At 51.0% G+C, this 26,882-nt stretch carries 26 protein-coding genes; 16 read left to right on the forward strand and 10 right to left on the reverse strand.

From position 1 onward, the window contains the following. Nucleotides 1-29 precede the first annotated feature (29 nt). Nucleotides 30-254, reverse strand: a complete 225-nt coding sequence (locus tag D0C16_RS17795; protein WP_151033602.1) for a hypothetical protein — start codon at nt 252-254, stop codon at nt 30-32. Between the two features lie 174 nt (nt 255-428). Here D0C16_RS17795 and gmk point away from each other — a divergent pair, with 174 nt between their 5' ends. The 4 genes from gmk (at nt 429) to D0C16_RS17815 (ending at nt 4,062) form a co-directional block, all read left to right on the forward strand. Beyond that, entirely contained in the window at nt 429-1,046 is a 618-nt protein-coding gene (gene gmk, locus D0C16_RS17800; protein ID WP_151033603.1) for a guanylate kinase, read from the forward strand. Nucleotides 1,047-1,174: 128 nt separating this feature from the next. Beyond that, nucleotides 1,175-1,426, forward strand: coding sequence for a DNA-directed RNA polymerase subunit omega (rpoZ, locus tag D0C16_RS17805; RefSeq protein ID WP_151033604.1), 252 nt, complete (start codon nt 1,175-1,177; stop codon nt 1,424-1,426). Between the two features lie 98 nt (nt 1,427-1,524). Continuing rightward, on the forward strand, nt 1,525-3,639 hold the full coding sequence (gene spoT / locus D0C16_RS17810) for a bifunctional GTP diphosphokinase/guanosine-3',5'-bis pyrophosphate 3'-pyrophosphohydrolase (RefSeq protein ID WP_151033605.1): 2,115 nt from the start codon (nt 1,525-1,527) through the stop codon (nt 3,637-3,639). A 39-nt stretch (nt 3,640-3,678) separates the two neighbouring features. Continuing rightward, a complete protein-coding gene (locus tag D0C16_RS17815) occupies nt 3,679-4,062 on the forward strand; it encodes a RidA family protein (RefSeq protein WP_151033606.1) in 384 nt (127 codons plus the stop codon). A gap of 78 nt (nt 4,063-4,140) precedes the next feature. Here the strand turns inward: D0C16_RS17815 and lpdA are convergent, their stop codons facing one another. The 6 genes from lpdA to def form a co-directional block, all read right to left on the reverse strand. After that, nucleotides 4,141-5,559, reverse strand: coding sequence for a dihydrolipoyl dehydrogenase (gene lpdA, locus D0C16_RS17820; RefSeq protein WP_151033607.1), 1,419 nt, complete (start codon nt 5,557-5,559; stop codon nt 4,141-4,143). A gap of 145 nt (nt 5,560-5,704) precedes the next feature. Further along, on the reverse strand, nt 5,705-8,032 hold the full coding sequence (locus D0C16_RS17825) for a glycoside hydrolase family 9 protein (RefSeq protein WP_225318743.1): 2,328 nt from the start codon (nt 8,030-8,032) through the stop codon (nt 5,705-5,707). A 118-nt stretch (nt 8,033-8,150) separates the two neighbouring features. Continuing rightward, nucleotides 8,151-9,536, reverse strand: coding sequence for a Trk system potassium transporter TrkA (trkA, locus tag D0C16_RS17830; protein WP_151033608.1), 1,386 nt, complete (start codon nt 9,534-9,536; stop codon nt 8,151-8,153). Nucleotides 9,537-9,631: 95 nt separating this feature from the next. Further along, on the reverse strand, nt 9,632-10,930 hold the full coding sequence (gene rsmB, locus D0C16_RS17835; RefSeq protein ID WP_225318744.1) for a 16S rRNA (cytosine(967)-C(5))-methyltransferase RsmB: 1,299 nt from the start codon (nt 10,928-10,930) through the stop codon (nt 9,632-9,634). Then, nucleotides 10,924-11,895: a methionyl-tRNA formyltransferase gene (fmt, locus tag D0C16_RS17840; protein ID WP_151033609.1), complete on the reverse strand. Its 972-nt coding sequence runs from the start codon at nt 11,893-11,895 to the stop codon at nt 10,924-10,926. Before fmt ends, rsmB begins: the two co-directional genes overlap by 7 nt. An 81-nt stretch (nt 11,896-11,976) precedes the next feature. Then, nucleotides 11,977-12,486 carry a peptide deformylase gene (def, locus tag D0C16_RS17845; protein ID WP_151033610.1) on the reverse strand — a complete coding sequence of 170 codons (510 nt, stop codon included), beginning with the start codon at nt 12,484-12,486 and terminating at the stop codon, nt 11,977-11,979. A gap of 155 nt (nt 12,487-12,641) precedes the next feature. Here def and D0C16_RS17850 point away from each other — a divergent pair, with 155 nt between their 5' ends. The 8 genes from D0C16_RS17850 to D0C16_RS17885 all read left to right on the forward strand — a co-directional run bounded on the left by D0C16_RS17850 (nt 12,642) and on the right by D0C16_RS17885 (nt 20,600). Continuing rightward, on the forward strand, nt 12,642-13,700 hold the full coding sequence (locus D0C16_RS17850) for a LysM peptidoglycan-binding domain-containing protein (RefSeq protein ID WP_151033611.1): 1,059 nt from the start codon (nt 12,642-12,644) through the stop codon (nt 13,698-13,700). A gap of 55 nt (nt 13,701-13,755) precedes the next feature. Further along, entirely contained in the window at nt 13,756-14,910 is a 1,155-nt protein-coding gene (gene dprA, locus D0C16_RS17855; protein WP_151033612.1) for a DNA-processing protein DprA, read from the forward strand. Nucleotides 14,911-15,004: 94 nt separating this feature from the next. Then, on the forward strand, nt 15,005-15,574 hold the full coding sequence (locus tag D0C16_RS17860; RefSeq protein ID WP_151033613.1) for an L-threonylcarbamoyladenylate synthase: 570 nt from the start codon (nt 15,005-15,007) through the stop codon (nt 15,572-15,574). Nucleotides 15,575-15,653: 79 nt separating this feature from the next. Then, on the forward strand, nt 15,654-16,574 hold the full coding sequence (gene hemF, locus D0C16_RS17865; protein WP_151033614.1) for an oxygen-dependent coproporphyrinogen oxidase: 921 nt from the start codon (nt 15,654-15,656) through the stop codon (nt 16,572-16,574). A gap of 61 nt (nt 16,575-16,635) precedes the next feature. Beyond that, nucleotides 16,636-17,466 (forward strand): shikimate dehydrogenase, encoded by an 831-nt coding sequence (gene aroE / locus D0C16_RS17870; RefSeq protein WP_151033615.1) that lies wholly within the window; start codon nt 16,636-16,638, stop codon nt 17,464-17,466. Between the two features lie 62 nt (nt 17,467-17,528). Beyond that, on the forward strand, nt 17,529-17,954 hold the full coding sequence (locus D0C16_RS17875) for a YqaA family protein (protein ID WP_151033616.1): 426 nt from the start codon (nt 17,529-17,531) through the stop codon (nt 17,952-17,954). 145 nt (nt 17,955-18,099) lie between these two features. Next, on the forward strand, nt 18,100-19,197 hold the full coding sequence (locus D0C16_RS17880) for a hypothetical protein (RefSeq protein ID WP_151033617.1): 1,098 nt from the start codon (nt 18,100-18,102) through the stop codon (nt 19,195-19,197). A gap of 5 nt (nt 19,198-19,202) precedes the next feature. After that, nucleotides 19,203-20,600: an MBOAT family protein gene (locus D0C16_RS17885; protein ID WP_151033618.1), complete on the forward strand. Its 1,398-nt coding sequence runs from the start codon at nt 19,203-19,205 to the stop codon at nt 20,598-20,600. On the opposite strand, the gene D0C16_RS17890 is transcribed toward D0C16_RS17885, so the two are convergent. After that, nucleotides 20,597-21,508, reverse strand: a complete 912-nt coding sequence (locus D0C16_RS17890) for a LysR family transcriptional regulator (RefSeq protein ID WP_151033619.1) — start codon at nt 21,506-21,508, stop codon at nt 20,597-20,599. The genes D0C16_RS17885 and D0C16_RS17890 overlap by 4 nt on opposite strands. A gap of 176 nt (nt 21,509-21,684) precedes the next feature. On the opposite strand from D0C16_RS17890, the gene D0C16_RS17895 reads away from it, so the two are divergent. Next, entirely contained in the window at nt 21,685-22,119 is a 435-nt protein-coding gene (locus tag D0C16_RS17895; protein ID WP_225318745.1) for a DoxX family protein, read from the forward strand. Between the two features lie 91 nt (nt 22,120-22,210). Then, nucleotides 22,211-22,903, forward strand: coding sequence for a pirin family protein (locus D0C16_RS17900; protein WP_151033620.1), 693 nt, complete (start codon nt 22,211-22,213; stop codon nt 22,901-22,903). A gap of 80 nt (nt 22,904-22,983) precedes the next feature. On the opposite strand, the gene D0C16_RS17905 is transcribed toward D0C16_RS17900, so the two are convergent. Continuing rightward, complete coding sequence (locus tag D0C16_RS17905; RefSeq protein WP_151033621.1) at nt 22,984-23,664, reverse strand: fumarylacetoacetate hydrolase family protein; 681 nt, start codon at nt 23,662-23,664, stop codon at nt 22,984-22,986. A gap of 31 nt (nt 23,665-23,695) precedes the next feature. After that, on the reverse strand, nt 23,696-24,262 hold the full coding sequence (locus tag D0C16_RS17910) for a gamma carbonic anhydrase family protein (protein WP_151033622.1): 567 nt from the start codon (nt 24,260-24,262) through the stop codon (nt 23,696-23,698). Between the two features lie 82 nt (nt 24,263-24,344). Here D0C16_RS17910 and prlC point away from each other — a divergent pair, with 82 nt between their 5' ends. After that, nucleotides 24,345-26,420 (forward strand): oligopeptidase A, encoded by a 2,076-nt coding sequence (gene prlC, locus D0C16_RS17915; protein ID WP_151033623.1) that lies wholly within the window; start codon nt 24,345-24,347, stop codon nt 26,418-26,420. Further along, entirely contained in the window at nt 26,420-26,671 is a 252-nt protein-coding gene (locus D0C16_RS17920) for a YheV family putative zinc ribbon protein (RefSeq protein ID WP_151033624.1), read from the forward strand. The genes prlC and D0C16_RS17920 overlap by 1 nt, the downstream gene beginning before the upstream one ends. The last annotated feature ends 211 nt before the right edge of the window (nt 26,672-26,882 follow it).

Consider the following 26,882-nt stretch of genomic DNA (forward strand, 5'->3'; position numbering starts at 1 on the left):
AATCGCGCCCGCGTTTGAAGCGGGCGCGATTAATGATCGAATTTTTCTTCCTGTGCAGTAATTTCCACCAGAGTTGCAATTCCATTCTTACGCAGCTTGTCCATTAATTTGGCGAGCTGCTCTACCTCGGCGGCATCGCACTGTTCACCATGAATAAAGGTCAGGCGTTTTTTTGCTACCAGTTCGCGCACATAGTCGGGGCGCACACGCAGGCGTTCAGCAGTTTGGGTGATGGAGAGCAATTGACGAAGCATGGTCGATTCGCTGTAGTGGTGTTTGAGTGGTTTACTATGCCATATCTTTTACGGCGTGCATCCGGGTTTCTTCGGCTACCTGAAACTTTCGGCTGAGCCATCCTGCAAGCTGTGCCATAATTTCCGCTATTCTTTGATTCCTGTTCCCTCTGTTTCGAATTTCAAGGCGACTTCATGGCTAATCTCGGCACCCTTTACACAGTTTCAGCGCCCTCGGGGGCAGGCAAAACCAGTCTGGTCAGCGCGTTGGTGAAATCCAATCCGGAAGTTTGTGTCTCTGTCTCTCACACCACGCGCCCCATGCGCCCTGGCGAGGTTGATGGGGTGAATTACCATTTTGTCGATCATGCAACCTTTGAATCAATGCTGGAGCAAGGTGCATTCCTCGAGCATGCGCGCGTGTTTAGTAATCTCTACGGCACCTCGCAGCAGTGGGTAGTAGACACACTCAGGCAGGGTATAGATGTGATTTTGGAGATCGATTGGCAGGGAGCACAGCAGGTACGCAAGTTGATGCCTGATACCGTCAGTCTGTTTATCCTGCCGCCTTCACTGGCCTGCTTGCGCCAGCGATTGACGGGGCGTGGTCAGGACAACGAAGCGGTTATTGAAGCGCGTATGAGCGAGGCGATCAGTGAGATGTCTCACTATGTGGAAGCGGATTACCTGATCATTAACGACGATTTCACCGTCGCGTTAGCCCAGTTTCAGGCGCTGATTACCAGTCAGCATATCCGCTTGGCGCGCCAGGCAGAGCGTTACAATGAGCTGTTAAAAAGTTTATTGGCTTGATTTTAGCCAACGCGGTTGGCAGATTTGTTGCTACTAACGCATAATAGCAACCCCTTCGGCGTTTTAGACCCTAAACGCCCCGGATTCCAAGCGTTTATCGCGCGCTTATTTTTTGAAGAGCATAAGTTATGGCACGTATTACTGTTGAAGATTGTCTGGATCACGTTGATAACCGTTTTGAGCTGGTGATGGTTGGCAGCAAGCGCGCCCGTCAATTGGCTATCGGCGGCAAGGAACCCTTCGTTGCTCCTGAAAACGACAAGCCAACCGTTATCGCACTGCGCGAGATCGAAGAAGGCTTTATCGATGCGAGCATCCTGCTGGAGAAAGATACTCTGCCCCAGCCCAAGCCTGAGCGTACCTACGACAACGAGATTTAATTTCCAACAACCGCCACCTTACTCAGACGTGAGCTGGCGGTTGTGCTGTTGGAAACCTGATGCCAGCGCCGCTGGCACTGTGAGATTTGGAGCAAGGCGTGCAAACCATCGAGGCCCTTAGCCATCGACTATCGTCTTACCTCGAACCTTCCCAAATCAGTTTGGTGAAGCGCGCCTACTTCTACGCCGAACAAGCCCACGACGGCCAAAAACGCCGCAGCGGCGAAGCCTATATCACCCATCCCCTTGCCGTGGCCGACATCCTCGCCAGCATGCATATGGACCATCAAAGCCTGATGGCAGCCATGTTGCACGATGTGATTGAAGATACCGGTATCAGTAAAAAAGCCATTGCCGGCCAGTTTGGCGATTCAGTGGCGGATCTGGTGGATGGTGTTTCCAAGCTCACTCAGATTGAATTTGAGTCCCACGCCGAGAAACAGGCCGAGAACTTCCAAAAAATGGCGTTGGCGATGGCCAATGACCTGCGCGTAATTCTGGTTAAGCTCGCCGACCGATTGCACAATATGCGTACCCTGGGCGCTATGCCGCCGGATAAAAAGCGTCGCATCGCCAAGGAAACGCTGGAAATCTATGCCCCAATTGCACACCGGTTGGGAATGAACGATGTGCGCCTTGAGCTGGAAGATCGCAGTTTTTATTGCATGTACCCACTGCGTGCTACGCGTTTGCAGGCTGCGCTAAAAACAGCACGCGGCAATCGCAAAGAGCTGGTGGAGCAAATTCAGGCCTCGTTTGAAAAGCGGCTGCTCAAGGAAAATATCACATCGATTGTGATTGGACGGGAAAAGCATCTGTTCAGCATCTACGAGAAGATGCGGCAGAAGAAAAAATTCTTCAAAGAAATTATGGATGTCTATGCCTTCCGCATTATTGTGGACAGTGTAGACACCTGCTACCGCGTGCTGGGTGTGGTGCACAACCTGTACAAACCGGTTGCGGGCGAATTTAAAGACTACATCGCTATTCCCAAAACCAACGGCTATCAATCACTGCACACGGTGTTGGTGGGCATGCACGGGGTGCCGATTGAAGTGCAGATCCGCACCAAAGAAATGGATGAAATGGCCAATAGTGGTATTGCGGCCCATTTCCTGTACAAATCCAATAGCGACGCCACGATCAACGCTAGCCACAGCCGCGCGCGCCAATGGGTGCAAGGGTTGCTGGAGATGCAGAAAAACGCTGGCAACTCGCTCGAGTTCATTGAAAACGTAAAAATCGATCTCTTTCCCGATGAGGTTTATGTCTTCACGCCCAAGGGAAAAATTGTAGAGTTGCCGACCGGTTCGACGCCGGTGGATTTCGCTTATGCGGTTCATACGGATATTGGCAACACCTGCGTGGCATGCCGGATTAATGAGCGCATGGCGCCTTTGTCGCAGCCGCTGTTAAGTGGTCAGAAAGTCGCAATTATTACGGCTCAAGGCGCGCAGCCCAATCCCAACTGGCTCAATTTTGTCGTTTCCGCCAAGGCACGTTCGGCGATCCGTCACTACCTTAAACACCAGCGTCATCACCAGTCAGTTACACTCGGCAAACGCATGCTCAATCGCGCGCTGGCGGAGATTCATATGGATCTCGACCATTTGAGCGAAGAGCAGCAACACAAAATCCTGCACGGTGTGCAGGTGGATTCAATGGAGAAATTGTTCGAGGAAATCGGCTTGGGCAACAAGGTTGTCTACTCAATCGTGAAATTGCTACAGCCAGATGCCGAAGCCAAAACTCGCCCCGGAACCTTGAGCTCAGCAATCACCATCGACTCCGCCGAAGGTATGATGATTAGCTTCGCGCGTTGTTGTCGCCCTATTCCCGGCGACCCAATTATCGGCCACGTAAGTTCCGGCAAGGGCTTGGTGATTCATCAGGATACCTGCCGCAATATTGCGGAAATCCGCAACTACCCCGACAAAATCAGCCAGGTAAATTGGGCGGCGACCGTGAGTGGGGAATTCCTGGTGGATGTGCGCGTGGAGGTGGAAAGTGATCGCGGCATTATCGCCACCCTCGCCACCCGTATTACCGAGCAGGGCGCAAGTATCGAGCATATCAATGTTCATGAACGCGATGCACACAACAGTGTGATTCATCTTTGCATCGGCGTACACAACCGTATTCATCTCGCCAATATCATGCGTCGTATCCGCAATTTGAGTTTTGTGATTCGCGTGAATCGCTCTAAAAACTAATCGACAATCCCAATAATTTTTCACGAGAAGGTTAATTCAATGACCAATAAAGCCATTATTCATAGCGATAACGCCCCCGCCGCCATAGGTACTTACTCACAAGCGGTAAAGGTCAACAACACTGTGTATTTGTCCGGGCAAATTCCGTTGGACCCAAAAACCATGCAATTGGTGGAAGGTGATTTTGCGGTGCAAGCGCACCAAGTATTTAAGAACTTGCAAGCGGTGTGCGAAGCAGCTGGCGGCAGCTTGAAAGATGTGGTGAAGCTGAATATTTATTTGACCGATCTGGCCAATTTCCCCACCGTAAACGAAGTGATGGGCCAATACTTTCAGCAACCTTATCCGGCGCGCGCCGCGTTGGGCATCAGTCAATTGCCACGCAATTCGCTAATTGAAGCGGATGGGGTGATGGTGATCTAAGCCACATCAGGGTTTCAGAAAAAAAGGCCGACCAGTTAATACTGATCGGCCTTTTTTATTTTTACGTGTGTCAAACAATTATTTTTTAATCGCCTTGGGGTTGGGCAAATCGGTAATGGTGCCCGCACCCAATTCCGCCGCGAGACCAACCGATTCATGCAGGGTTGGGTGGGCGTGGATGGTCAGGGCTATATCTTCCACGCTGGCCCCAAACTCTAGCGCGAGCGTCAGTTCGCCCAACAGTTCTCCGGCATGCACACCCACCAAGCCAGCCCCCAGCAGGCGATCGGTAGTGGCATCGTAGATGAGTTTGGTTTTACCTTCGCTGCGGTCCGCGGCAATAGCGCGGCCGCTGGCGCTCCAGGGGAATACCGCAGTCTTGAAGTTGATGCCTTTTTGCTGGGCTTCTTTTTCGGTCAGACCAACCCAGGCAATTTCCGGGCTGGTGTAGGCAATTGATGGTATCGCCATGGGTTCGAACTTGTGTGGATGGCCAGCAACACCCTCGGCGGCGGCGTGACCTTCATGAGTCGCTTTGTGGGCGAGCATGGGCTGGCCGATAATATCGCCGATCGCGTATATGTGCGGCACGTTGGTTTGCAGGTATTCGTTTACCGCAATAAAGCCTCGCTCATCCACATTTACACCGGCTTTGTCCGCACCGATCAATTTGCCATTCGGGCTGCGGCCCACCGCAACTAATACGGCATCAAATGGTAGCGGGGTTGCGGGTGCTTGGGCGCCGCTAAAGGCTACTTCGATTGCCTCGGGTTTAGCCGTTACCGCTTCCACTTTGGTGGAGAGCAGCACTTCAAAGCGGCCTTTGTTGTACTTGTTGTAGACGGCGATCAGGTCCTTATCTGCCGCAGGTACCAACTGGTCGGCAAATTCCACCACGGTTACTTCGCTGCCCAGGGCTTCGTAAACGGTGGCCATCTCCAGGCCAATAATCCCGCCGCCAATCACCAATAAACGGCCGGGAACGGAACGCAATTCGAGGGCGCCGGTTGAATCGAAAATACGCGGATCTTCGGGGATAAAAGGCAGTTTCACACTGCGGGAACCGGCGGCGATAATGGCGTTATCAAAGTCAATCAGGGTGATTTCACCGTTTTTCTCTACCTGCAACTGATTGGGGCCAGTGAAACTGCCATAGCCTTCCACGACTTGCACCTTGCGGCCTTTGGCCATGGCGCCCACACCGGAAACCAGTTTGTTGACCACGGAATCCTTGTAGGCGCGAACTTTGTCCAGATCGTGGGTGACCGAGCCAATGCTCAGGCCGAGATTGTCCGCGTGTTTGGTTTCACTGATCACTTCGGCTACATGCAGTAGTGCCTTGGAGGGAATGCAGCCCACATTCAGGCAGACACCGCCCAGGCTGGAGTAGCGCTCTACCAAGGTAACTTCCAGACCGAGGTCAGCAGCGCGAAAAGCAGCAGAATAGCCACCGGGGCCGCTGCCGAGTACAACGAGTTGGGTCTTAACATTTGCCATGAGGTGCTCCTGTGCGGGTTCGCCAGTATGGTTGTGCCGGGTTGATCGTGAACGGAACCGCATCATAAGCGATTGTTTGGTATTTACATACGCGAAGCTAATTTGAAAGACCGCTACAGTAGTTGTCCCGGTAGCGGCCGTTCTCTTAGGGTGCTAGTACTTGCAGCGCCGCTGAGACGTACACCAGAGGCGCATTCCAGTTGATTGCAATCTCGTTGGTGGAATAGCTGCACTGCTCATCCACAAAGGATTTCGCCGGCAGTGGAGAGGGATAACTACCGCAATCGTTGTAGTGGTCCGGGTGCGGGCCGCCAACAATAAAACCGGGGATTGGCGCGGCTATGCCATCGCCACCGGAAGGGCGGTGATGAATATTAAGAGGCGACTTAACCCCAAACCCGGTCACAAACGAATAATCGGTAGCGTTGCGCCCGAGGACGTAGTCGAACAGGGCTTGGGCGGCGTTGCGATAGGCGATTTTGCTGGTATCCAATTGATACGCCTCAAGTAACATCATCGCTTGATTGAGCGCGCCCGAGTTGCTGCCCCAGAAGAAGTCGCCGGTTTCCAGCGAAACACCGTAAGGTGAGGTGGCTTTTTTGGAAGCAATCCCCGTTGCCAGCGTATCGAGGCGATTTTTGATCAGTGCTTCATCGGCCGCGCTGGTGAGCGAGTTCAGATTTTGTGCCAGTGAAATCCAGCCCAGGCTTTTTACCCCGCCCCAACCAGGGACATCCGCATTTTCAGTCGTATTCAAACCGGTGTAATAGTTGTTGTCAGCGGTGGTGATATAAAGCTCTGAGCCGGCCCAGAAGAACTCATCGCTGACATTGTTATCGCCATAGGCGCCAGTTTGAATGTCGCTTGGTTGGCTGTAGTAAATGGCAGGGTTGGCGTTGGCCCATGTCCATGCTGATTTTGCGGCGGCGAGCATCTGCGCGGACTTGCCGGGGTATTGGCTTTCATAGTTGCGGTAAATGCGGCTGGCAGCGGCCATCACGGCGGCGAAATCGAGGGTTGCCGCAGTAGTTTTCTGTACTAAATAGCGCTCGGATTTATCGGTCTCCGGCATTTCAAAGCCATTAAAGCCCTTGCTGGTCAGCTTGTGGTAGACACCACCATCATTCGGATCCTGCATGGCCAGCATCCATTCCAGATTCCACATGACCTCGTTGAGAATATCGGGGACGGCATCAGCGGATTCAGGGATGTTCAGTGATTGAGCTGTGAAAAAAGTGGGAAAGCGCTGAAAGGCGGCAAGCAACGTGTAGGTAGTTATGCCGGAGTTGACGATATATTTGTTGTAGTCGCCGGCGTCATACCAGCCTTTGGCGGCGCTAACGACTGTGCCTTCTGGACGTTTGGCGTCGGCCGCCGAGGCGTGGATAAGTACGTGTGTATCCGGATGCCCGGCGGCACGTTTATAGATGCCGGCATTGGCTTCCAGTAACTCGGTACTGGCGCGATTGAAGTAATAGGCTTTGAGTGCGGCGGCATTCACGGCGTCGTAGGCATTGGTGGCAATACTGAATTTTGCGGCCTCGGCCACGCCGGCAACTCGCAGTTCATAGTCGCCTGCGCTGCTCAGGCTGGATAAATCCGCCAGCTTTACCGATTCCAGCGCAGGCTCCCAAATTGCACCTGCGCTCAGGTCGCCGCTCAGAACTTGCTCACCAGTTCCCGCCTTAACTACCGTAAAGCGGGTGGCATCAACGGCAGGCACTACTGCCAGTTTTTCCGCATTGGGAGTAAAGCCCAGTTGGTTGAGCTTGATACGATCCGGAACAGCTACCTTGGGTGGTTCAACAGGGTGAATACAACTGCTTTCTGCCCCTTTGGGGGTGTTATTCAAGGCGACTGCACCGCCGTTGGCGGAGGTGAGTTTCAACCAGTTGAGGTTGAATGGGCCGCTTTTCATCTGGATGCAAAGTGCATAGTTTCCGACGGCAAGGTCGCCAATAGCGGTGTTAATGCTTGCCCAGGTTTGCCAGTCGCCGGTCGCGCTAACGGCGATCTGTTCCGCTGCTGCTTTGCCATCTATCTCCAGTAACAAGGCGCCGCCGCTCTGTGCGCTGGCTACGCGACTTTCGATCGAGAATGTGCCCGGGGTAGTTACTTCCAGACTGAACTCCAGCCAGTCGCCCGCATCGATATAGCCGATGTTGTAACCGCCACCCTGGTCATTGGTTTTTTCAATATCCACTGCATCCTGGCGGTATTCGTTGGTGGTATTGCCAGGCGTGGTGTCGTAAAAACGCAAGTAGTCTTCGGCTTCAATCACCAGCCCGTTAAAAGCGGCTGAAGAGGTGGCGCTACTTTGCAGGCTACTGGCCGCCAAACTGCTTGCTGCGGGCTGGCTCGATGTTGTCGGTGTGGATGAGCTTTTGTTGCTATTGCCGTTGCCACCACCGCCACAGCCGGCGAGTAAGCCCAGACTGAGTGCGGAAACGGTGAAGATAGTTTTTATGTTCATTGTGAATCCCCTGTCGCTGTTGTTTTCCAGTCGATGACTGGTGCGCGGATGCTAGGGGATTGGCGGGAGTTGAGGCTCGCCACTTTAGGCGAGCGCCTAAAGTGGCTGAACTAAACTGCTAGAAGAAGCTGAAACCTACCTGGAATAATTTTTCCACGTCGCGGATATGTTTTTTCTGCAGTAAGAAAATAATCACATGGTCGCCCGACTGCACGACCACGTCATCGTGTGCGATGACCACTTCATCGCCGTCCGGCCCCTGGCGCACTATGGCACCGATATTGGCGCCTTCGGGCAGATCTATATCTTCCAGCGCCTTGCCCACTACCTTGGAGGATTTGGCGTCGCCGTGGGCGATGATTTCAATGGCTTCGGCTGCGCCCCGGCGCAGTGAGTGAACGTTTACTATGTCGCCGCGGCGTACATGGGTGAGCAGGCTGCCGATAGTGGTGGTTTGCGGGGATATAGCAATGTCAATATCGCCGCCCTGCACTACATCTACGTAGGCGGGGTTGTTGATGAGTGTCATCACCTTGCGTGCCCCCAAGCGCTTGGCGAGCATGGATGACATGATATTGGCTTCATCGTCATTGGTCAGGGCGAGGAATACATCGGTATCTTCAATGCTCTCTTCCATTAGCAGGTCTTTGTCCGAGGCGCTGCCCTGAATCACAATCGCACGTTCGAGTTGTTCCGACAGGCGAATGGCGCGTTGCTTGTTGTACTCAATCACGCGCACGTTGTACTTACCTTCCAGCATCTTGGCTAGTCGCAAACCGATGTTGCCACCGCCGGCGATGGTGATGCGTTTGTACGCCACTTCCAGCCGGCGCAGCTCGCTCATCACCGCGCGAATATCGGCCCGGGCAGCGATAAAGAATACCTCGTCATCGGCTTCAATCACCGTGGTTCCTGTCGGCATTATGGCGCGATTGCGTCGGTAAATCGCTGCAACTCGTGTATCTACTGAGGGCATGTGTTCGCGCAAAAAACGCAACTCCTGGCCAACCAACGGGCCACCATGGTAGGCCTTCACTGCCACTAGTTGCACTTTGCCCTCGGCAAAATCCACCACCTGCAGGGTTCCTGGCTGCTCCAACAAACGGAAGATGTATTCGGATACCAACTGCTCCGGGCTAATTAATACGTCAATGGGTATGGCGCGTGAATCAAACAGTTTTTGATGGGTGAGATAGGAGGTGGCGCGCACCCGGGCGATTTTGGTGGGGGTGTGAAACAGGTTTTCAGCGACGGTACAGGCGATCATATTGATTTCATCGTCGCTGGTTACCGCCACCAACATATCCGCATCCTCTGCACCTGCCTGAGCAAGCACATCCGGGTGAGAGCCTTCGCCGGTAACAACGCTGATGTCGTGGCGGTCGCGGAGTTCGCGCAGACGTGCTTCGTCGGTATCTACTACGGTAATGTCATTGGATTCGCTGGCCAGATGTTCGGTCAGGCTGCCGCCAACTTGTCCGGCGCCGAGGATAATGATTTTCATAGAATCCCTGTTGTAGGTAGCTTGCTAATCTTCGCTAATTCTAGTGGTTGTGGCTCAATGTTGCCGCCATCTTAGTCGAACCAGCTTGTTGTATATCAAATGCTTTTGCGCAGGCGCGCGTAATAAAAACCGTCGTGACCATCCAATTGGGGCAGCAATTGACGGCCGCAGGTCTGAGTCAGGCCCCAGCTTACGTCGAGCGGGTCGCAGCTGGCGTCTCTATTGCGCGCCATGAACCCTTCGATGACGCGGGTATTTTCTTTGGGCATGATTGAGCAGGTGGCATAGAGCAACACACCTCCGGGTTTAAGCAGCGGCCAGAGACTTTTCAATAGCTGTTGTTGTAACTCGCCCAGCTTGTCCAACTCCTCGGGAGTGCGCAGCACCTTGATGTCAGGGTGGCGACGGATAATGCCGGTGGCCGAACAGGGGGCGTCGAGCAGTATGCGGTCAAATAATTCGCCATCCCACCAATCCTGTGGGCGTGTGCCGTCGCCGCAGATTATCCGGGCGCTTACATCTAGCCGGTCGAGGTTGTCCCTGACGCGCTGCAGGCGGCGCTCTTCTACATCCAGCGCCGTTACCGCTAGGTTAGACTCGAGTTCCAGCAGGTGACCGGTTTTGCCGCCGGGGGCGCAGCAGGCGTCCAATACCCGCAAGTTTGGCGATAATTCAAGTAAATCGGCGCTCAATTGCGCCGCTTCGTCCTGCACGCTCAGCCAGCCCTCGGCAAAGTGGGGCAGTTTGCGTGGGTCGCAGGCATGGTTGAGGGTAATGCCGTAGGGGCTGTAGCGAGTCGCCTCGGCCTCAATGCCATGCTCCTGCAGCAACTCGAGATAGGCAGCTCGGCTGATCTTCTTGGTGTTGAGGCGCAAGCTAAATGGCGGGTGTTGGTTGTTGGCGGCAATCAGGCTGTCGAATTGCTCCGGCCAGCACTTGCTGATCATGGCTTCCATCCAGGCGGGATGATTGCTCGTAAAGGCGCGATTTTGAGCCAGAAATTCGTTAATTTTGGTGCTATCGCGCTGGAAACTGCGCAGTACGCCATTGATCAGTTTGGTCGCCCAGGGTTTGTTGATAAGGCGTGCGACCTCCACGGTTTCGCCAATGGCGGCGTGGTCGGGAATGCGGGTGTGGAGCAATTGATAAAGCCCGAGCAGCAGCAGAGCCTGAACATCATTGTCTTTGGCGCGCAGCGGTTTATCCAGCAGGCACTCGGTGTAGGCCTGGAGTTGCGGGTAGTAGCGGCAGGTGCCAAAGCAGAGCTCTTGCAGCAGGGCCCGGTCATTGTCGGCTATCTTCGGCGAAATGGACGGCAATAGGCTTGAAAGCGAGCCTTTCGCGTTCAGGATTTGCGCGAGAACCTGGGCGGCGGCGGCGCGGACTGTCAGCATGCCGGTTGCTCCAGCAGGTCGCCGGCTTTAAATAAATCCGGATGTCCGCGCAATACGTCATTGACGCTCATCGCTTTCTTGCCGGGCAGTTGCAGTTCCTGGATCACCAACTGCCCTTGGGCGCAGGCCACCCAAAGTCCATCGGTACCAATGTGGGTGATGGAGCCGGGCGTGACGCCGGTGGTTTTATCGACGGCTGCAGCCGCCCAGACTCTAATACGCTGGTCATCGCCTGTGCCCGCCGGTTTGGTGTGTGCAATGGGAAAGGGGTTAAATGCGCGCACTTTGCGCTCAAGCGCCTGAGCCGATAGCTGCCAGTTGAGTGCCGCTTCTTCTTTGCTGAGCTTGGGGGCGTAGTTGCTTAAGGTGTCGTCCTGCTTTTGCGGTTGGGTGGCGCCCGCCTCGATTTGATCAAGGGCCTCCAGCAGCGCCGGGCTGCCAATACTAATCAGCTTATCATGCAGGCTTCCACCGGTATCATCGCGCAAAATCGGGCAAAATGCTTTAATCAGCATGTCCCCGGTATCCAGACCTACGTCCATCTGCATGATGGTTACGCCGGTTTCGCTGTCACCCGCTTCAATGGCGCGCTGAATCGGCGCCGCACCGCGCCAGCGCGGCAAAATCGATGCGTGAACATTGATACAGCCGAGGCGCGGGGTATCGAGTATTACCTTGGGCAAAATCAGTCCATAGGCGACCACCACCATTAAATCGGCGTTAAGGCTGGCAAGCTCGGCCACTGCCTCGGGCGATTTAAAGTTTAAGGGTTGATAAACGGGTATCTGGTGCGCCAGAGCGACTTCTTTCACCGGGCTGGCGGTGAGTTTCTTGCCACGGCCGGCCGGGCGATCCGGTTGGGAGTAGGCGGCAATAACCTGATGGCGGCTGCCCAACAGGGTTTTCAGATGTTCGGCGGCAAACTCCGGGGTGCCAGCAAAAATAATGCGCAAACCTTGGCTCATGAATGACCTATCAACGGGTAAAAAGCGAAATCGCGAAAAACAAAAAAGGCGCACTGGGCGCCTTGGTGGGCAGTGTGCGTATTAACGCGCGTCTGCCTTGTGTTTTTTCTCCAGCTTGGCGCGAATACGCGAGCGCTTGAACGGAGATATATGATCGACAAACAGCTTGCCGTTCAGGTGATCCAGTTCGTGCTGGATGCATACTGCCAGTAGGCCCTGGGGTTCAATTTCAAAAGCGTTGCCTTGGCGATCCAGTGCTTTGACGCGGATATGGCCGGGGCGCACCACGGTTTCGTAAAAGCCGGGAACTGACAGGCAGCCCTCGTCATATTCGCTGGTTTCCGGGTCCAGCACCTCAATTTCAGGGTTGATAAACACCAGCGGCTGGGATTTATCTTCACTCACGTCTATAACTACTACGCGCTTATGCACATTGACTTGGGAGGCGGCTAAGCCGATACCCGGGGCGTCGTACATGGTCTCAAACATGTCGTCCACCAGTTTGCGGATGCTATCGTCCACAAGTGTGACGGGTTTGGCGACAGTGCGCAGGCGTGGGTCGGGAAATTCAAGGATAGGTAACAAGGCCATAGTGTTTGTGACAAACTTCTAGTAAAAAGGTAATAACCGCTGCTAACATGATGATCGCACAGGATTTATGCGGTGCAAATGGAAACAGCATGGGCTTTAATAACTTCATTATACGTCTATCTGCCTCAGGACCGAATAAAACAGGATCGGTTTCTATGAAAAAAATACTTTTGGCGTTCGTCGCTGCTTCACTTTTAAGCCTGTTTACCTGGGCTGATGACTCAGTGCTTAAACAGGGGCATCCGGACGAATATACCGTCAAAAAGGGCGATACCCTTTGGGATATATCGGCCACCTTTTTGAACAGCCCATGGCTTTGGCCTGAGATTTGGCATGTTAATCCCCAAATCGAAAACCCACACCTGATATTTCCAGGTGATCTGATCAAGCTTATTTACCTTGATGGTCAGCCGCGTCTTACTGTGGAGCGCACACTAAAAATGGTTCCCGGTGCTGCAGGTGCGGGTATCAATGGTGCCACCAAATTAAGTCCTAGCATTCGGGTGCAAAAAACTGATGAGGCGATCACGGCGATCCCGCTGGACAAGATAGATGCGTTTTTGTCGCGCAGCCGTATTGTCGAGGCAGGAGTACTTGAAGCTGCACCTTACATGCTGGCAGGTCAGCAACAGCATGTGATTGTGGGTGCGGGTGATCAGGCGTATGCGCGTGGCAGTTTTGACTCCAGCATTTCCAATTACGGAATCTACCGTAAAGGCCAGGTGTTCAAAGATCCCATTACTCGTGAATTGCTAGGGGTTTACGCGCAAGGCATTGGTACTGTTGCTGTTGATAACGTTGACGGTGAAGTGGCAAGTGTTGATGTAATTCGTACTTATGAAGAAGTTCGTCCCGGAGATCAGTTGTTACCGAGCGAGGACCGCGCGGTTGAATCTATGTTTTATCCGAGTGCCCCGGATGATGATATCAATGCCCAAATTATTGCCGTTGAAGGTGGTGTCACTCAAGTGGGTAAGTTCAATGTGGTGATTATAAACCGGGGTGAGCGAGAAGGTCTTCAGATTGGCAACGTGCTCGCTATTTATAAAACCGGTGAAGTGGTGCGTGATCGGGTCAAGGGCGGGAGGGTTGCTCTTCCTGATGAGCGCGCGGGGCTCTTGATCGTTTTCCGCACCTTTGAAAAGCTAAGCTTTGGTTTAGTGTTGGAAGCGGATCGTGCCTTGGCAGTAAACGACAAGGTAAAAAATCCTTAATTGATCTCAAATAATCGCCCCGCTTCGGGGCGATTGCTTTTCAAGGACGATAATAATGCAAACTCTGCTGAATAATTCCCTCGCCAAACACCTACTCTTTCTGCGTTTGCCTGAGACCGGTGCCGGTACTTACTGGCAGCTATATGAACAGGGCGTAGATATTGAAACCTTGCTGGATAAGCCGGCGACTTCGCTAAAATCATTTTTGCGCCCCGCTGCGCTAAAGGCGCTTTTGGCGTTCAGGTCTGGCTCGTTGTTAACCCGAAGGCTGGAGCAGGATCTCGCCTATATCGCCAGTCAACCGGATCTGCATTGCTTAACGTTCGATGATCCACTTTACCCGCGTTTGCTGCGTGAAATCCCCAAGCCTCCCCCCTTATTATTTGTGCGCGGTGATCCCACTTGTCTGAGTTTGCCGCAGGTGGCCATAGTTGGTAGTCGTAATCCTACGGCCAGCGGAACAGAAAATGCTGAGCGTTTTGCTCGTTACCTGGCTGAGTGTGGCTTTGCCATCACCAGTGGTTTGGCGCTCGGTATAGATGCGGCGGCTCATCAGGGGGTGTTAAATGCTGGTGGAAAAACCATTGCAGTGATGGGAACCGGTATAGATTTAATTTACCCGGCCCGTCATCGCGGGTTAGCCCAGGCTATTTTGCACAGTGGTGGAGCCCTGGTGAGCGAGTTTCCGTTGGGAGTTAGTTCACAAGCGGCTAACTTTCCCCAGCGCAATCGAATAATCAGTGGGCTTTGCGGCGGAGTCTTGGTAGTTGAGGCAGCAGTTCAAAGTGGTTCGCTAATCACTGCTTCTTACGCGTTGCAGCACGATCGCGAGGTTTTTGCGATTCCCGGTTCTATCCACAGCCCGTTGGCGCGGGGTTGCCATCAGTTGATTCGACAAGGCGCTACGCTGGTAGAAACGGCTCAGGACATAGTTGATCAATTGGCCGGTTTGATTAGCTACAAGCGTCATGAAGCTGGCCGCGCTTTAATCGTGCGATCCCTGTTTGATGAACCGCAAACCAATGAGGTTGCCCCGGTGCTGGATGCCAGTGAACAGGCCTTGCTGGACGCGCTCGGCTTTGATCCTTTATCGCTGGATTTATTGGCAGAGCGTACCGGTGCCGACATAGGCAGTCTGTCTGCTGGCCTGATAACACTGGAAATCAAAGGTCTGGTACAGCAGATAGGTGCCTGCTATCAACGGATTTAATTCAATGACATACGAATCGGAGGCTGCCGCTTCAACCGCTAAGCTGGGATAATGGCGAAAGTGGTTATCTGCTTAAAAACTAAAGGTATTGTCCATGTTTGAATGGTCGCTCAATCCGCGTGTACAGTTCGCTGCCCGGCAAATGCGCTTGGGTGGGGTTGTGGCCTACCCTACTGAGGCCGTCTGGGGCTTGGGTTGCAACCCTCATGACGAAATGGCAGTTATGCAATTGCTGGAACTCAAGGATCGCCCGGTCGAAAAAGGAGTAATTTTACTGGCCGCGCATATCCGAATGTTTGAACCTTTGTTGTCTCACCTGGATGATCTGCAGCGTCAGCGATTGAAAAATTCCTGGCCTGGTCCCTATACCTGGTTGGTACCCAACAACGGACTGGTGCCGCCCTGGATTACCGGCAGGTTTCCCAGTGTTGCACTACGGGTGACTGATCATCCGGTTGCGGCGGGCTTGTCGAGGGCGTTCGGCGGGCCGATTGTTTCTACCTCTTGTAACCCGGCGGGTTTGGATCCAGCGCGCAGTATCGATCAGGTGCGACGTTATTTTGGCAATCAGCTGGATGCAATTACATCGGGGCAAGTTGGCACTCGAGCCAGTCCCTCCGAGATTCGCGATTTGCTCACCGGCGAAATAGTTCGCCCCGGTTAATCCTCGGTAACTTTTCCTCTTTACCGCAAGGCCGCGTAGAATGGCGGCCTTTTCTATTTCCCAGTCTAAGGACATTGCTATGACAATCGTTTCCGGGCCGGATAAAGCCGCCGTAAAAGCTTATTTATTGAATCTACAGGATCGCATTTGCCAGGCGCTGGCAGCCGAAGATGGCGGTGCCGAATTTATTGAAGACAGTTGGATTCGCACCGAAGGTGGTGGTGGTCGTTCGCGCGTTTTAACCAATGGCAAGGTGATTGAAAAAGGCGGCGTTAATTTCTCTCATGTCCACGGCACGCAGATGCCCGCGTCGGCGACTGCTCATCGCCCTGAGTTGGCCGGGCGCTCCTTTGAAGCCATGGGTGTGTCACTGGTCATTCATCCGCATAATCCCTACGTTCCCACTAGCCACGCCAATGTCCGCTTTTTTATCGCTGAGAAAGAAGGTGCTGCCCCTGTGTGGTGGTTTGGTGGAGGCTATGACCTGACTCCCTACTACGGCAATGAGGAAGATGTCATTCATTGGCACCAAACCGCCAAAAATGCCTGCGATCCGCTGGGTGAGCATCTCTACCCCAAATTCAAAAAATGGTGCGACGATTATTTTTTCCTGAAGCATCGCGGTGAAGCGCGCGGCGTTGGAGGACTGTTTTTTGACGATTACAACGCGGAAAATTTCGAGCACAGTTTTGCACTTATGCAAGCGGTGGGTGACAGCTATATTCCAGCCTATGTGCCGATTGTAAATGCACGTAAAGGTGCTGCATTTGCGGAACGCGAGCGCGAATTCCAGCTCTATCGTCGTGGCCGCTATGTGGAATTCAATTTGGTTTATGATCGTGGCACTTTGTTTGGTTTACAAACTGGCGGCCGCACCGAATCTATTTTAATGTCGCTGCCGCCGCTGGTGCGGTGGGAGTACAACTGGCAACCTGCAGCAGGCACCGCCGAAGCGGAGCTCTACGAAAAATTTTTACCGCATCGCGATTGGTTGAAATAGTTTTCTGCGATAACCCTGTGCGCATTAAGGCAATAAAATTTCGATATCAAGTGGAACTCTCATGACAGATTTGTACGCCGTATTTGGCAATCCCATTAATCACAGTAAATCGCCTGTGATTCATCGTCAGTTTGCCGAGCAAACGGGTCAGGATATGCATTACACCAAACAATTGGTAAATGAAGGAGAGTTTGAGCAGGCCGCACAGAATTTTTTTGCGCAGGGTGGCAAAGGCTTAAATATCACCGTGCCTTTCAAATTAAACGCGTTTGATTTTGCCCAGAAGCGCACACCGCGTGCGGAGCGTGCCGGCGCAGTAAATACGCTCGCGCTACTGAGTGACGGTACTATTCTGGGCGATAACACCGATGGCATTGGCATGATTCACGATATGCATAACCTGGGCTGGGAAATTCAGGGGAAGCGTGTATTAATTCTTGGTGCTGGTGGTGCTGTGCGTGGCATTTTGCAGCCATTGCTGGAGGAAAATCCGGCTCGCGTCACTATCGCTAACCGCACGCTGAGTAAAGCAGAGGAATTGGCAAAAAACTTCCTGGATCTCGGTGATATTCAGGCTAAATCTTTTGAGCAGTTAGCGGGCGATAATTTTGATATTGTTATCAATGGAACCTCGGCGAGTTTACAAGGCGAGTTGCCACCCCTGCCGGATAATCTACTGTCTGCCTCAGCCGGTTGTTACGACATGATGTATGGCGCAGAGCCAACAATTTTTCTGCAATGGGCAAAAAATCATGGCGCAACCCAAGTCGCCGATGGACTGGGGATGTTGATTGGTCAGGCTGCAGAAGCTTTTTATTTGTGGCGACAAATTCGGCCGGAAGTGGTGCCAGTTATTACCGCGTTGCGTCGCCAAATTGCTGAAAAAAAATAGTAACACCTTCTGCCTTGGTGCTTGCAGGGCTGGTGTCTTTTTAATAGCGGTATTGTAGTGTTATGGCTTACCTATCGCTATTTTTCGCGGCCATTATTGCGGCTACTATTTTTCCCTTTTCGTCAGAGGCGCTGCTAGCGGCGCTTGTCTACCAAGAAAAATCCCTTTTACTATTGTGGCTGGTTGCAACGACAGGGAATAGTCTTGGTTCCTGTATAAATTGGTATTTGGGAGGAAAATGTCTGCAGTGGCAAGAAAAACACTGGTTCCCGGTAAAGCAAATACAACTGGTTCGCGCGCAACAGCTTTTTCAGCGGTATGGAGTGTTTTCGTTATTGTTTGCCTGGGTGCCGGTAATCGGTGATCCATTAACGTTTGTTGCCGGCATTATGCGTGTATCTTTTAGGTTGTTTGTAGCGTTGGTTGTCTTAGGAAAGGCGGTACGTTATGCGGTCGTTATCTGGTTAACGCAGGTTGCTCTTGCTTAGCACCATCTGTCATTGGTAATAAATCGATGGGGGAAGTCGAAAGTAAATTGATGGTTAGCTCCCGTTCATTGCAGTTCTGCCGTAAATATTACACAGGCTGTCTGTCTCAGAAAAATAGAGTTGATTAGGAATTGGTGATCGCAAAATGGAAAGTAACAATGAGCTAAGTCTTGCCAAGTTTATTTTGGTTGTTTTTTTTGTAATGGCAATTCCTTTAGCATTTAGTCAACTAATCGTTCGTTATGTTTATACTCAGTGGCTGGAGCCTCAATCGACGGCGGGAACTGTCATGATGGCTGCATCAGCCGTTCAGCAACAATGGAGCCCACAGAAAAAGAATATTCTTATTATTGGTAATTCACGTATTGGCGAAGGCTTTTCAGCAAAGCTGGCTAATGGCGTCATCAATAGCAATGAATACAATTTTGTCGTTCTTGGTCTTCCTGGCACGACACCGAGAGTTTGGTTTTATGTATTAAAGAACCTCGATAAGGACGCTAGTAAATTTTATTCTGTTTACTTGATGGCGGAAAACTATAGTGATACCGCTGAAGAGAATTATAACGATCGTGACATAGATACTGCTTATTTGGCGGCAATACTCACTCTGGGTGATTTGTCTACGTATCCTGCCTCATTTGATGATCAAAAAAAATCAGTCGATGCTTACCGAAATGTTTTGTTTCCAATTGCTCCATTGCAAAAAGATATGATGCAATTTCTAAAAAATCCGAGCGCGCGCATTAAACAGGTACTGCTTTGGAGAAGGGATTATATAAAATGGGCCGCGGATTACACTGGCCGATCAGAGCGCCTTCCAAATGTAGCTGAATTGACACATGGTGCTTCAATTTTGCCGCAATTAGCAGATTGGCAAAGGCCGGGGATGGAGTGGTATTTTCAGGCATTGCCTAAATGTAATAAGGAGTATTTGCATAGTTTTCGCTACAACTCTCGTTGGTTTGGTGCAATTAGCGAGCATTACTCGCAAAGTGCAGTTCATTTAGGTGCATTTATGATCCCGCGAGGTCCCTATCACAATCAGTTTGGTTGTGATTCGCGCTTAAAAGGCAGCTTGGCATCACTGCATCACAAAGGGAGCATTGACCTTATTCCGAGTGATGTAGCAACCCGCCTTGAGAAACCGGAATACTTTTTTGACCACTTGCATATTAATGCTGCGGGCAGAAGCCAGTTCTCCGAATACCTGGCCGTTGCCATTGTTAATCAGCTGGAAGATTAAGCGCTATGCAATTTGATACTTTTAGCTACTGGTTGTTTTTCTTTATTACCCTATTACTTTTTGCATCCCAACAACAACGCAACGCACGAATTGTTCTGTTGCTTGCAAGTTATATTTTTTATGCATTTTGGGATGTGCATTTCCTATTGCTTTTGGGTGGTTCTACCTTGGGCAATTATTACTTGGGGCGTTTAATTGATTGCACTGAGGGAAGGCGTAAGCGCCTATTCCTGATTGTTGCTATCGCAGCTAATCTTTCCTTGTTAGGTTTTTTCAAATATTGCAATTTTTTTATTGAGTCGTTTGGCACCCTATTTGGGTTATCCGAACAATCATTGGTGTTGAATATAGTTCTTCCAGTGGGGATCAGCTTTTTTACATTTGAAGGTATTGCGTATGCAATGGATATCTACCGAAAAGACATTCGCGCAGAGCGAAGTCTGTTTAATTTTTCCTTGTTTATCTCGTTTTTCCCACACTTGATTGCAGGCCCCATTATTCGTCCGCATGATTACTTTCCTCAACTGGAACAGCCGTGGCGGTTAACGCGGGCAAGTATTCAATGGTCGGGCTATCAAATTATTAAAGGCTTGTTTAAGAAATTGGTGTTGTCAGATTCTGTTGCAGTTTATGCCAACCAATATTTTGCAGGTGATACTAGTGTTAGCGTTTGGGCTGGCGTGATTGCTTTCGGTTTACAAATCTATTTCGATTTTTCTGGCTACACAGACATGGCACGTGGCTGCGCGCGCCTGTTTGGTATTCAATTACCTATTAATTTTGATCGCCCCTATTTGGCCACCAATATCAGTAAATTTTGGCGGAAATGGCATATTTCTCTGTCGTCTTGGCTGCGGGACTATCTTTTTATTCCACTTGGGGGCAGTCGAGTTGTCGCATGGAAAATTCATCGCAACCTCCTTATCGTGATGATTTTGGGTGGGTTATGGCATGGTGCTAGCTGGGGTTTTGCGTTGTGGGGTTTGTGGCATGGTTTGCTATTAAGCATTCACAAATTAAGTGTTGATATTGCCAGCGAAAAAATAAAGCTATTTTTTACTGGGAAGATTGGTATCGCTGTAGGTTGGGCGACGACTATTCTATGTGTTTTTGTGGGATGGATACCTTTCAGGGCGACAAGTTTTGAGCAGTCACTAAGTGTTGCGGGCGATTTTCTCGCTATCTGGAACTTCAGGTTGCAAAGTTTGCCTGCCGTAATTTTGGGGGTTATCGGCTTCTCGGTTGTCTATATGTATATGGACCGCCATAAAGTCATCGACAAAAATTTGGAACAAGGGATTTCGTGGGTGACCTACATCGTTAGCATGGGATTGGTGCTGTGTTTTATTGATATTTTTATGGTGAGGAACGTTTCCATTCCGTTTATTTATTTTCAGTTTTAGCGTGGCTGGTGCGAACGTGGGAGCCAGACTTCACCCATGCATATATTGATAAACCATTGCAGCGCTTTGCCCGTATTATCTTTGCGCCACGCCATGTAGAGCGGAATATTCGGACGCGGCACTGTGCAATCTAAAATAACTAAATCCCCGTGCGCAATTTCATTGTGAATTAAATGCTTGGGTAAAAAGCCAATTCCCAGGCCCATCATCTGGGCTTGAATTTTTGCGGTGACATTAGGGACACGAATTATTTGCCGGCTTTCCAATAAACCCGATGAGCGCCCCGGTGTGGTGAGCGATGAATCTGCAATCACTATAGTGGGAAATGCCGCTATGGCAGCAGCGTCCACGGGGCCATTGTGAAAGCGCAGGGGATGTTCACGCGCAACCGCAAATACAAACTCCACTTCACCCATCAACCGATACTCAAAAATCCCTTTGGGTAAATCCCCGCTGGCACCGAGTGCCAGGTCGCAGCGCTCGGCGATCAATGCATCCCAGGTGCCGCCCAATACTTCTTCGCGAATGGTAATAGCCACACGCTTATCCAATTGATTGAATGCGTTGATGTGCTGGAGCAAGGGCGCAAGGGGCAGCACAGTGTCAATGGCAATGCGTAATTGGGTTTCCCAGCCCGACTCCAGCTGCTGTACCGCCTCTTCAATGGCGCTAGCCGCCTGCAAGAGTTGACGGCCCTGTTCCAGCAACAAGCGTCCGGCGGTAGTCAGCTGCGCCTTCTGCTTGCTGCGATCAAACAAACTGATGCCGAGATCTGTCTCAAGCTTTTGGACAGTGTAGGAAAGCGCCGAAGGCACCTTGAACAGGGCGTCAGCGGCGGCACCAAAGCTACCTTTACGGTCGATCGCATCCAGTACGCGCAAGGCTTCCAGGGTGATGGCGTGGTGCATGGCTTGGTTGTTTTCCAGTTGTTCAAAAAATTTGAATTAATGGGTCAAAATCTTCCGCTTTTTTATCGCCGATGACAAGCCTATTCTGGCAACAAGTGAGGCGAACAGCGAAATGCAAAGCGCCAAATCAGAAATCCTAACCCTGTAGATAGCATTCAAATTTTTTGGAGATAATCATGAGCGTAATTACTAAAGTATTGGCAACTGACAACAGCTTTTCGCCACTGGCCCTGCGTTTACCCTTGGGCATCATCTTCGCCGCCCACGGCGCGCAGAAGTTGTTCGGCTGGTTTGGTGGATACGGTTTGCAAGGTACCGGACAGTGGATGGATTCAATAGGCCTTGGCCCTGGTGTGGTAATGGCGGCCCTGGCAGGCTCAGCTGAGTTTTTCGGCGGTTTGTTCCTGATCCTTGGTCTGCTCACTCGCCCAACAGCGTTGGTTCTGTCAGTGACCATGGTGGTGGCGATTTTGTCGGTGCATATCAACAACGGTTTGTTTATGAGCAACAACGGTTATGAGTTTGGTTTGGCGTTACTGGCTGGTGCGGTGTCACTGTTAATTTCCGGCGGTGGCCGTGCAAGTGCAGACAGCTTGATTGCCAAACACTAATCGCCGTAGGTAGTGGTAAAGATTGTTCAATAGTTAAATGAAAAAATGCTGCGCGGAAATAGGTTCGTGCAGCGAGTAACGGAGATGAATCATGATCAGTATCAGACGCAGCAATGAACGCGGTGGAGCTAACTTCGGGTGGTTGGATAGCAAGCACACATTTTCGTTCGGCAGTTATTACGATGAGCGTCACATGGGGTTTTCAGCGCTGCGCGTCATTAACGATGATCGCGTAACTCCGGGTGCGGGCTTCGATACTCACGGTCATCGCGATATGGAAATTATCAGTTACGTGCTGGATGGTGAAATTGCCCACAAAGACAGCGAAGGTAATGTTGCAACCTTGCCAGCTGGTGAATTCCAGTTGATGTCTGCAGGCAGCGGTATTCGCCACAGTGAATTTAATCCTTCGCGAACGAAAGGATTACATTTCTTGCAAATCTGGATTCAACCAAGTGTGTACGGAGAAGCTCCCGGCTATCAGCAAAAAGATTTTGGTAGCAACCCGGGGTTAACCCTCGCGATAAGTCCGGATGGTGAAGCGGGTAGTTTGGTGATTAAGCAGGATGCACGTGTTTATCAATTGCTGTTGGCGCCAAATGAGACGGCACAATTAAATACCAGTACCAAACGTCACTATTACGTTCACGTGATTGATGGTGAATTAAAAATAGCTGGCGAAACAGTTAGGCCCGGGGATGGTGCAAAACTGTCTGATATAAGTGCGCTGCAATTAAATGCGACCAAGCAGCCAGTGAAAGCCCTGGTGTTTGATTTGCCCTAGATTTAGCTCGTTTGTTGCGCTAAAAATGACGAAAAAAACAGGTGGAAATATTTCACCTGTTTTTCTATGTATGGCGTTTTCTACTGCGCGTCGCTTACCACACGCAGTGTTAAGTGTTGCGAAAAGCCTTGCAAGCTAGCTTCCAGTTGATCGCCTACCTCTACCGCCCCAACCCCGGCAGGTGTGCCCGTAAATATCAAATCGCCTGGTTCCAGCTTTATATAGCGAGAAACTTGTGCGATTAATTCAGGAATTGACCAAACCATATCGCGCCAATTGCCACGTTGTACTTCTCTCCCGTTTCGGGTTAACACCAAATCACCGAATTGCTCAAGGTCATCAAGACCGCCGCGCTGAATGGCGGTGCAGGGTGCGGAGCCATCAAAGCCTTTGCCGAGTTCCCAGGGGCGACCCAGTTTTTTGGCTTCTTTTTGTAAGTCGCGGCAAGTCATGTCCAATCCTACTGCAAAGCCAAATACATAATCGGCAGCGTCGGTAGCCGAAATTTTTGTGCCGGATTTGCCAATCGCCACCACCAACTCAAGTTCGTGCTCAACCTGATGGGAGAAATCCGGGTAGTAAAAATCATCGCCATTTTGCGCCAATGCACTTTGCGGCTTAAAAAAGAAAAAGGGTGGCTCGCGATCGGGATCGTGACCCATTTCGCGCGCGTGTTCAGCGTAGTTGCGGCCGATACAAATAATTTTATGAACGGGAAAAATATCTGCGCCGTTGATTACCGGTAGCGAATAGTTCGGCATAAAAATCCTTTATAAAAATAACGTTAACTAATTAATCGAGGCTGGAATTCTCTTGCGTAGATTTAGCTTCGCCAAGGTAATCATTTTTTAATTTCACATAATTATTGGCGGAGTAAGTAAAAAAGCTGCGCTCTGAATCTTTGAGCGGGCGAATTTGTTTTACTGGTGTACCCATGTACATGAAGCCCGATTCAAGGCGTTTGCCAGGTGGCACCAGTGACCCTGCGCCGATCACCACATCATCTTCCACTATGGCGCCGTCCAGAATAGTCGAGCCAATACCAATCAATACGCGATTGCCAATAGTGCAACCATGCAGACATACCGAATGGCCCACAGTTACATCATCGCCAACCGTCAGTGGGTGGCCAGCCGGGTTGTAACTACTCGCGTGGGTGATGTGCAGCACCGAGCCATCTTGCACGCTGGTGCGCGCGCCTATACGGATGCGATGCATATCGCCGCGAATTACTACGCAGGGCCATACGGACGCGTCATCCCCCAGTTCCACATCGCCGATCACCACGGCGGATTCATCCACAAAAACCCGCTCGCCTAAACGCGGTGTATGACCTTGGAAACTTCTTATTGCGCCCATAAATAATTCCTCGAAAACCCATACAATCTTGGGTGTATGATACGCGAAACCGCGTTTGATTTTCGCCTGACGGAGTTATTGCATGACCAATCCCCTGCTTGCTGCTCATACCCTGCCCCCTTTTTCCTCCATTCGTGCCGAACAGGTAGAGCCAGCGGTGCGCCAGTTAATCGATGATGGCCGCGCCCAATTAAAATCCCTGCTGGAGGGGCTTTCCGTCCCTACCTGGAACAATCTGATTGCACCTATTGAAGATCAGGGCGATAAGTTGGATCAGGCTTGGGCGCCGGTCAGTCATTTGAATTCGGTAGCCAATAGCGATGAATTGCGCAAAGCCTATACCGAAAGCATCGCCTTACTGACTGATTATTCAACCGAATTTAGTCAAAACGAAGCCTTATATCAGGCTTATCAGCAGCTTGCTGATAGTAGCGAATTTGCGCAGTTGTCCCAGGCGCAACAACAAACTATCAGTAATGCGCTACGCGATTTTCGTTTGGGCGGTGTTGCGTTAAATGACGCCGATAAAAAACGTTTCGGTGAAATTCAAAAGCGTTTGTCAGAGTTGTCCACCCAATTTTCCAATAATGTCCTGGATGCAACCCAGGCTTGGTATAAACAATTTGATAATGCGGATGCGCTGGCGGGCTTGCCTGAATCGGCACTGGCACAAGCGGCACAGGCCGCCGCACAAAAAAACCTGCCGGGCTATGTGGTCACGCTCGATTTTCCCTCCTATTACGCCGTGATTATGTACGCGGATAATCGCGCATTGCGCGAAGAAATTTATACTGCTTATGTAACACGTGCATCAGCGGCCGGAAAAAAAGCGGACGGCTCTTCAGCGGCTGAATTTGATAATAGTGCGCTGATTGCTGAGACACTCGCGTTGCGTCATGAGTTGGCTCAACTGTTGGGTTTTGCGAATTATGCCGAGCGCTCGCTGGCCAGCAAAATGGCGGAATCACCCGCGCAAGTATTGCAATTTTTGAATGAACTCGCGCAAAAATCCAAACCCTTTGCTGAGCGGGATTATGCTGAATTGTGTGCATTTGCCGCCGCGCAAGGCTGCGTGGATTTACAATCCTGGGACAGTACTTACTACAGCGAAAAATTGCGCGTAGAAAAATATTCGGTATCGCAGGAGGAATTACGCCCCTATTTTCCGGCGGAAAAAGTGATTTCTGGTATGTTTGAGGTGGTGCAACGTTTGTTCGGTATTCAAGTACAACAAATCGCTGAATTTGATACTTATCATCCGGATGTGCGCTTTTTTCATATCGAAAAAAATGGCAAACAGGTTGCGAGTTTTTACCTCGACCTGTTTGCACGCGACAAGAAAAAAGGCGGTGCCTGGATGGCGGATTGCCGCGTGCGACGTAAAACATCCACCGGGTTACAATTGCCCGTTGCTTTTTTAACCTGCAACTTTACTCCACCGGTGGGTGAAACTCCGTCGCTATTAACCCACGATGAAGTGACCACCTTGTTTCATGAATTTGGTCATGGCTTACACCATATGCTTACGCAAATTGATGTGGCGGCCGTAAGCGGTATTAATGGTGTAGCCTGGGACGCGGTGGAACTGCCTAGTCAATTTATGGAGAACTGGTGTTGGGAGTCAGAGGCAATTCCATTGATTTCTGGCCACTATCAAACTGGCGAGCCATTACCGCAACGCTTGCTGGATAAGATGCTCGCTGCTAAAAATTTCCAATCCGGTTTGCAAATGATTCGCCAGTTGGAATTTTCGCTATTCGATTTCCGCTTGCACGCGGAATACAACACGGCCGCGCCAAAATCTGCACAGCAGGTGTTAAATGAAGTTCGCGATCTGGTTGCGGTGATCAGGCCGCCGGTGTTCAATCGTTTTGAAAACAGTTTTAGCCATATTTTTGCTGGCGGTTATGCAGCGGGTTACTACAGCTATAAGTGGGCAGAGGTCTTATCGGCTGATGCTTATTCGCGCTTTGAAGAGGAAGGTATTTTTAATGCGCAAACAGGTGCAAGTTTTCTTCAGGAAATCCTGCAGCAGGGTGGCAGTCGTGCGCCCATGGAATTGTTTAAAAATTTCCGTGGACGCGAGCCGCAAATCGATGCACTCCTGCGCCACTCGGGTATCGCGCCCGCTAACACTTCAGCGGAGGTGGCAGCCTGATGGTCTATAGCAGCAAACGCCGGTTTGTCGCGGGTGCCGTATGCCCGCGCTGCTCGGAGATGGATAAACTGGTGGTCTACAGCGAGGATGGCAAAGATTACCGCGAGTGTGTTGCTTGCGGTTACAAGGATGAAATGCACTTCAAGCCGGTAGCGCGCGAACTGGAAACCCGGGTCAACCAAACTGAAGAAGACAAGCGCGACGCAGTCCAGGTTATCAATATCCTGCCCTTTAAATCGCCCGATCAATGATCGGGTGAGCTTTGCTCCCGCAAAAAGCATTAATAAAAGTGTTTTTATTAATGGAAAATAATTCTAAGTGATGCCCCCCAGTCTTCTATAGTCCATTGGGGAAAGCATTTTTCCTGCTAATTCCTGTTTCGCTAATAAAAGTGTGTTTCCTTGCTGCTACTGCTGGCTGATTTTTGTGCCAATGTGTGGTGTTGAGTAACAGTCTCTCTAA

This window comes from Cellvibrio sp. KY-GH-1, from assembly GCF_008806975.1.
In the GTDB taxonomy this organism is placed as follows: domain Bacteria; phylum Pseudomonadota; class Gammaproteobacteria; order Pseudomonadales; family Cellvibrionaceae; genus Cellvibrio.

Excerpts from the sequence above, each read along its gene's own strand:
- D0C16_RS17795 (WP_151033602.1), bottom strand. The coding sequence starts at position 254 with ATGCTTCGTCAATTGCTCTCCATCACCCAAACTGCTGAACGCCTGCGT.
- gmk (WP_151033603.1), top strand. The coding sequence starts at position 429 with ATGGCTAATCTCGGCACCCTTTACACAGTTTCAGCGCCCTCGGGGGCA.
- rpoZ (WP_151033604.1), top strand. The coding sequence starts at position 1,175 with ATGGCACGTATTACTGTTGAAGATTGTCTGGATCACGTTGATAACCGT.
- D0C16_RS17815 (WP_151033606.1), top strand. The coding sequence starts at position 3,679 with ATGACCAATAAAGCCATTATTCATAGCGATAACGCCCCCGCCGCCATA.
- lpdA (WP_151033607.1), bottom strand. The coding sequence starts at position 5,559 with ATGGCAAATGTTAAGACCCAACTCGTTGTACTCGGCAGCGGCCCCGGT.
- D0C16_RS17825 (WP_225318743.1), bottom strand. The coding sequence starts at position 8,032 with ATGAACATAAAAACTATCTTCACCGTTTCCGCACTCAGTCTGGGCTTA.
- trkA (WP_151033608.1), bottom strand. The coding sequence starts at position 9,536 with ATGAAAATCATTATCCTCGGCGCCGGACAAGTTGGCGGCAGCCTGACC.
- rsmB (WP_225318744.1), bottom strand. The coding sequence starts at position 10,930 with ATGCTGACAGTCCGCGCCGCCGCCGCCCAGGTTCTCGCGCAAATCCTG.
- fmt (WP_151033609.1), bottom strand. The coding sequence starts at position 11,895 with ATGAGCCAAGGTTTGCGCATTATTTTTGCTGGCACCCCGGAGTTTGCC.
- def (WP_151033610.1), bottom strand. The coding sequence starts at position 12,486 with ATGGCCTTGTTACCTATCCTTGAATTTCCCGACCCACGCCTGCGCACT.
- D0C16_RS17850 (WP_151033611.1), top strand. The coding sequence starts at position 12,642 with ATGAAAAAAATACTTTTGGCGTTCGTCGCTGCTTCACTTTTAAGCCTG.
- dprA (WP_151033612.1), top strand. The coding sequence starts at position 13,756 with ATGCAAACTCTGCTGAATAATTCCCTCGCCAAACACCTACTCTTTCTG.
- D0C16_RS17860 (WP_151033613.1), top strand. The coding sequence starts at position 15,005 with ATGTTTGAATGGTCGCTCAATCCGCGTGTACAGTTCGCTGCCCGGCAA.
- hemF (WP_151033614.1), top strand. The coding sequence starts at position 15,654 with ATGACAATCGTTTCCGGGCCGGATAAAGCCGCCGTAAAAGCTTATTTA.
- aroE (WP_151033615.1), top strand. The coding sequence starts at position 16,636 with ATGACAGATTTGTACGCCGTATTTGGCAATCCCATTAATCACAGTAAA.
- D0C16_RS17875 (WP_151033616.1), top strand. The coding sequence starts at position 17,529 with ATGGCTTACCTATCGCTATTTTTCGCGGCCATTATTGCGGCTACTATT.
- D0C16_RS17880 (WP_151033617.1), top strand. The coding sequence starts at position 18,100 with ATGGAAAGTAACAATGAGCTAAGTCTTGCCAAGTTTATTTTGGTTGTT.
- D0C16_RS17885 (WP_151033618.1), top strand. The coding sequence starts at position 19,203 with ATGCAATTTGATACTTTTAGCTACTGGTTGTTTTTCTTTATTACCCTA.
- D0C16_RS17890 (WP_151033619.1), bottom strand. The coding sequence starts at position 21,508 with ATGCACCACGCCATCACCCTGGAAGCCTTGCGCGTACTGGATGCGATC.
- D0C16_RS17895 (WP_225318745.1), top strand. The coding sequence starts at position 21,685 with ATGAGCGTAATTACTAAAGTATTGGCAACTGACAACAGCTTTTCGCCA.
- D0C16_RS17900 (WP_151033620.1), top strand. The coding sequence starts at position 22,211 with ATGATCAGTATCAGACGCAGCAATGAACGCGGTGGAGCTAACTTCGGG.
- D0C16_RS17905 (WP_151033621.1), bottom strand. The coding sequence starts at position 23,664 with ATGCCGAACTATTCGCTACCGGTAATCAACGGCGCAGATATTTTTCCC.
- D0C16_RS17910 (WP_151033622.1), bottom strand. The coding sequence starts at position 24,262 with ATGGGCGCAATAAGAAGTTTCCAAGGTCATACACCGCGTTTAGGCGAG.
- prlC (WP_151033623.1), top strand. The coding sequence starts at position 24,345 with ATGACCAATCCCCTGCTTGCTGCTCATACCCTGCCCCCTTTTTCCTCC.
- D0C16_RS17920 (WP_151033624.1), top strand. The coding sequence starts at position 26,420 with ATGGTCTATAGCAGCAAACGCCGGTTTGTCGCGGGTGCCGTATGCCCG.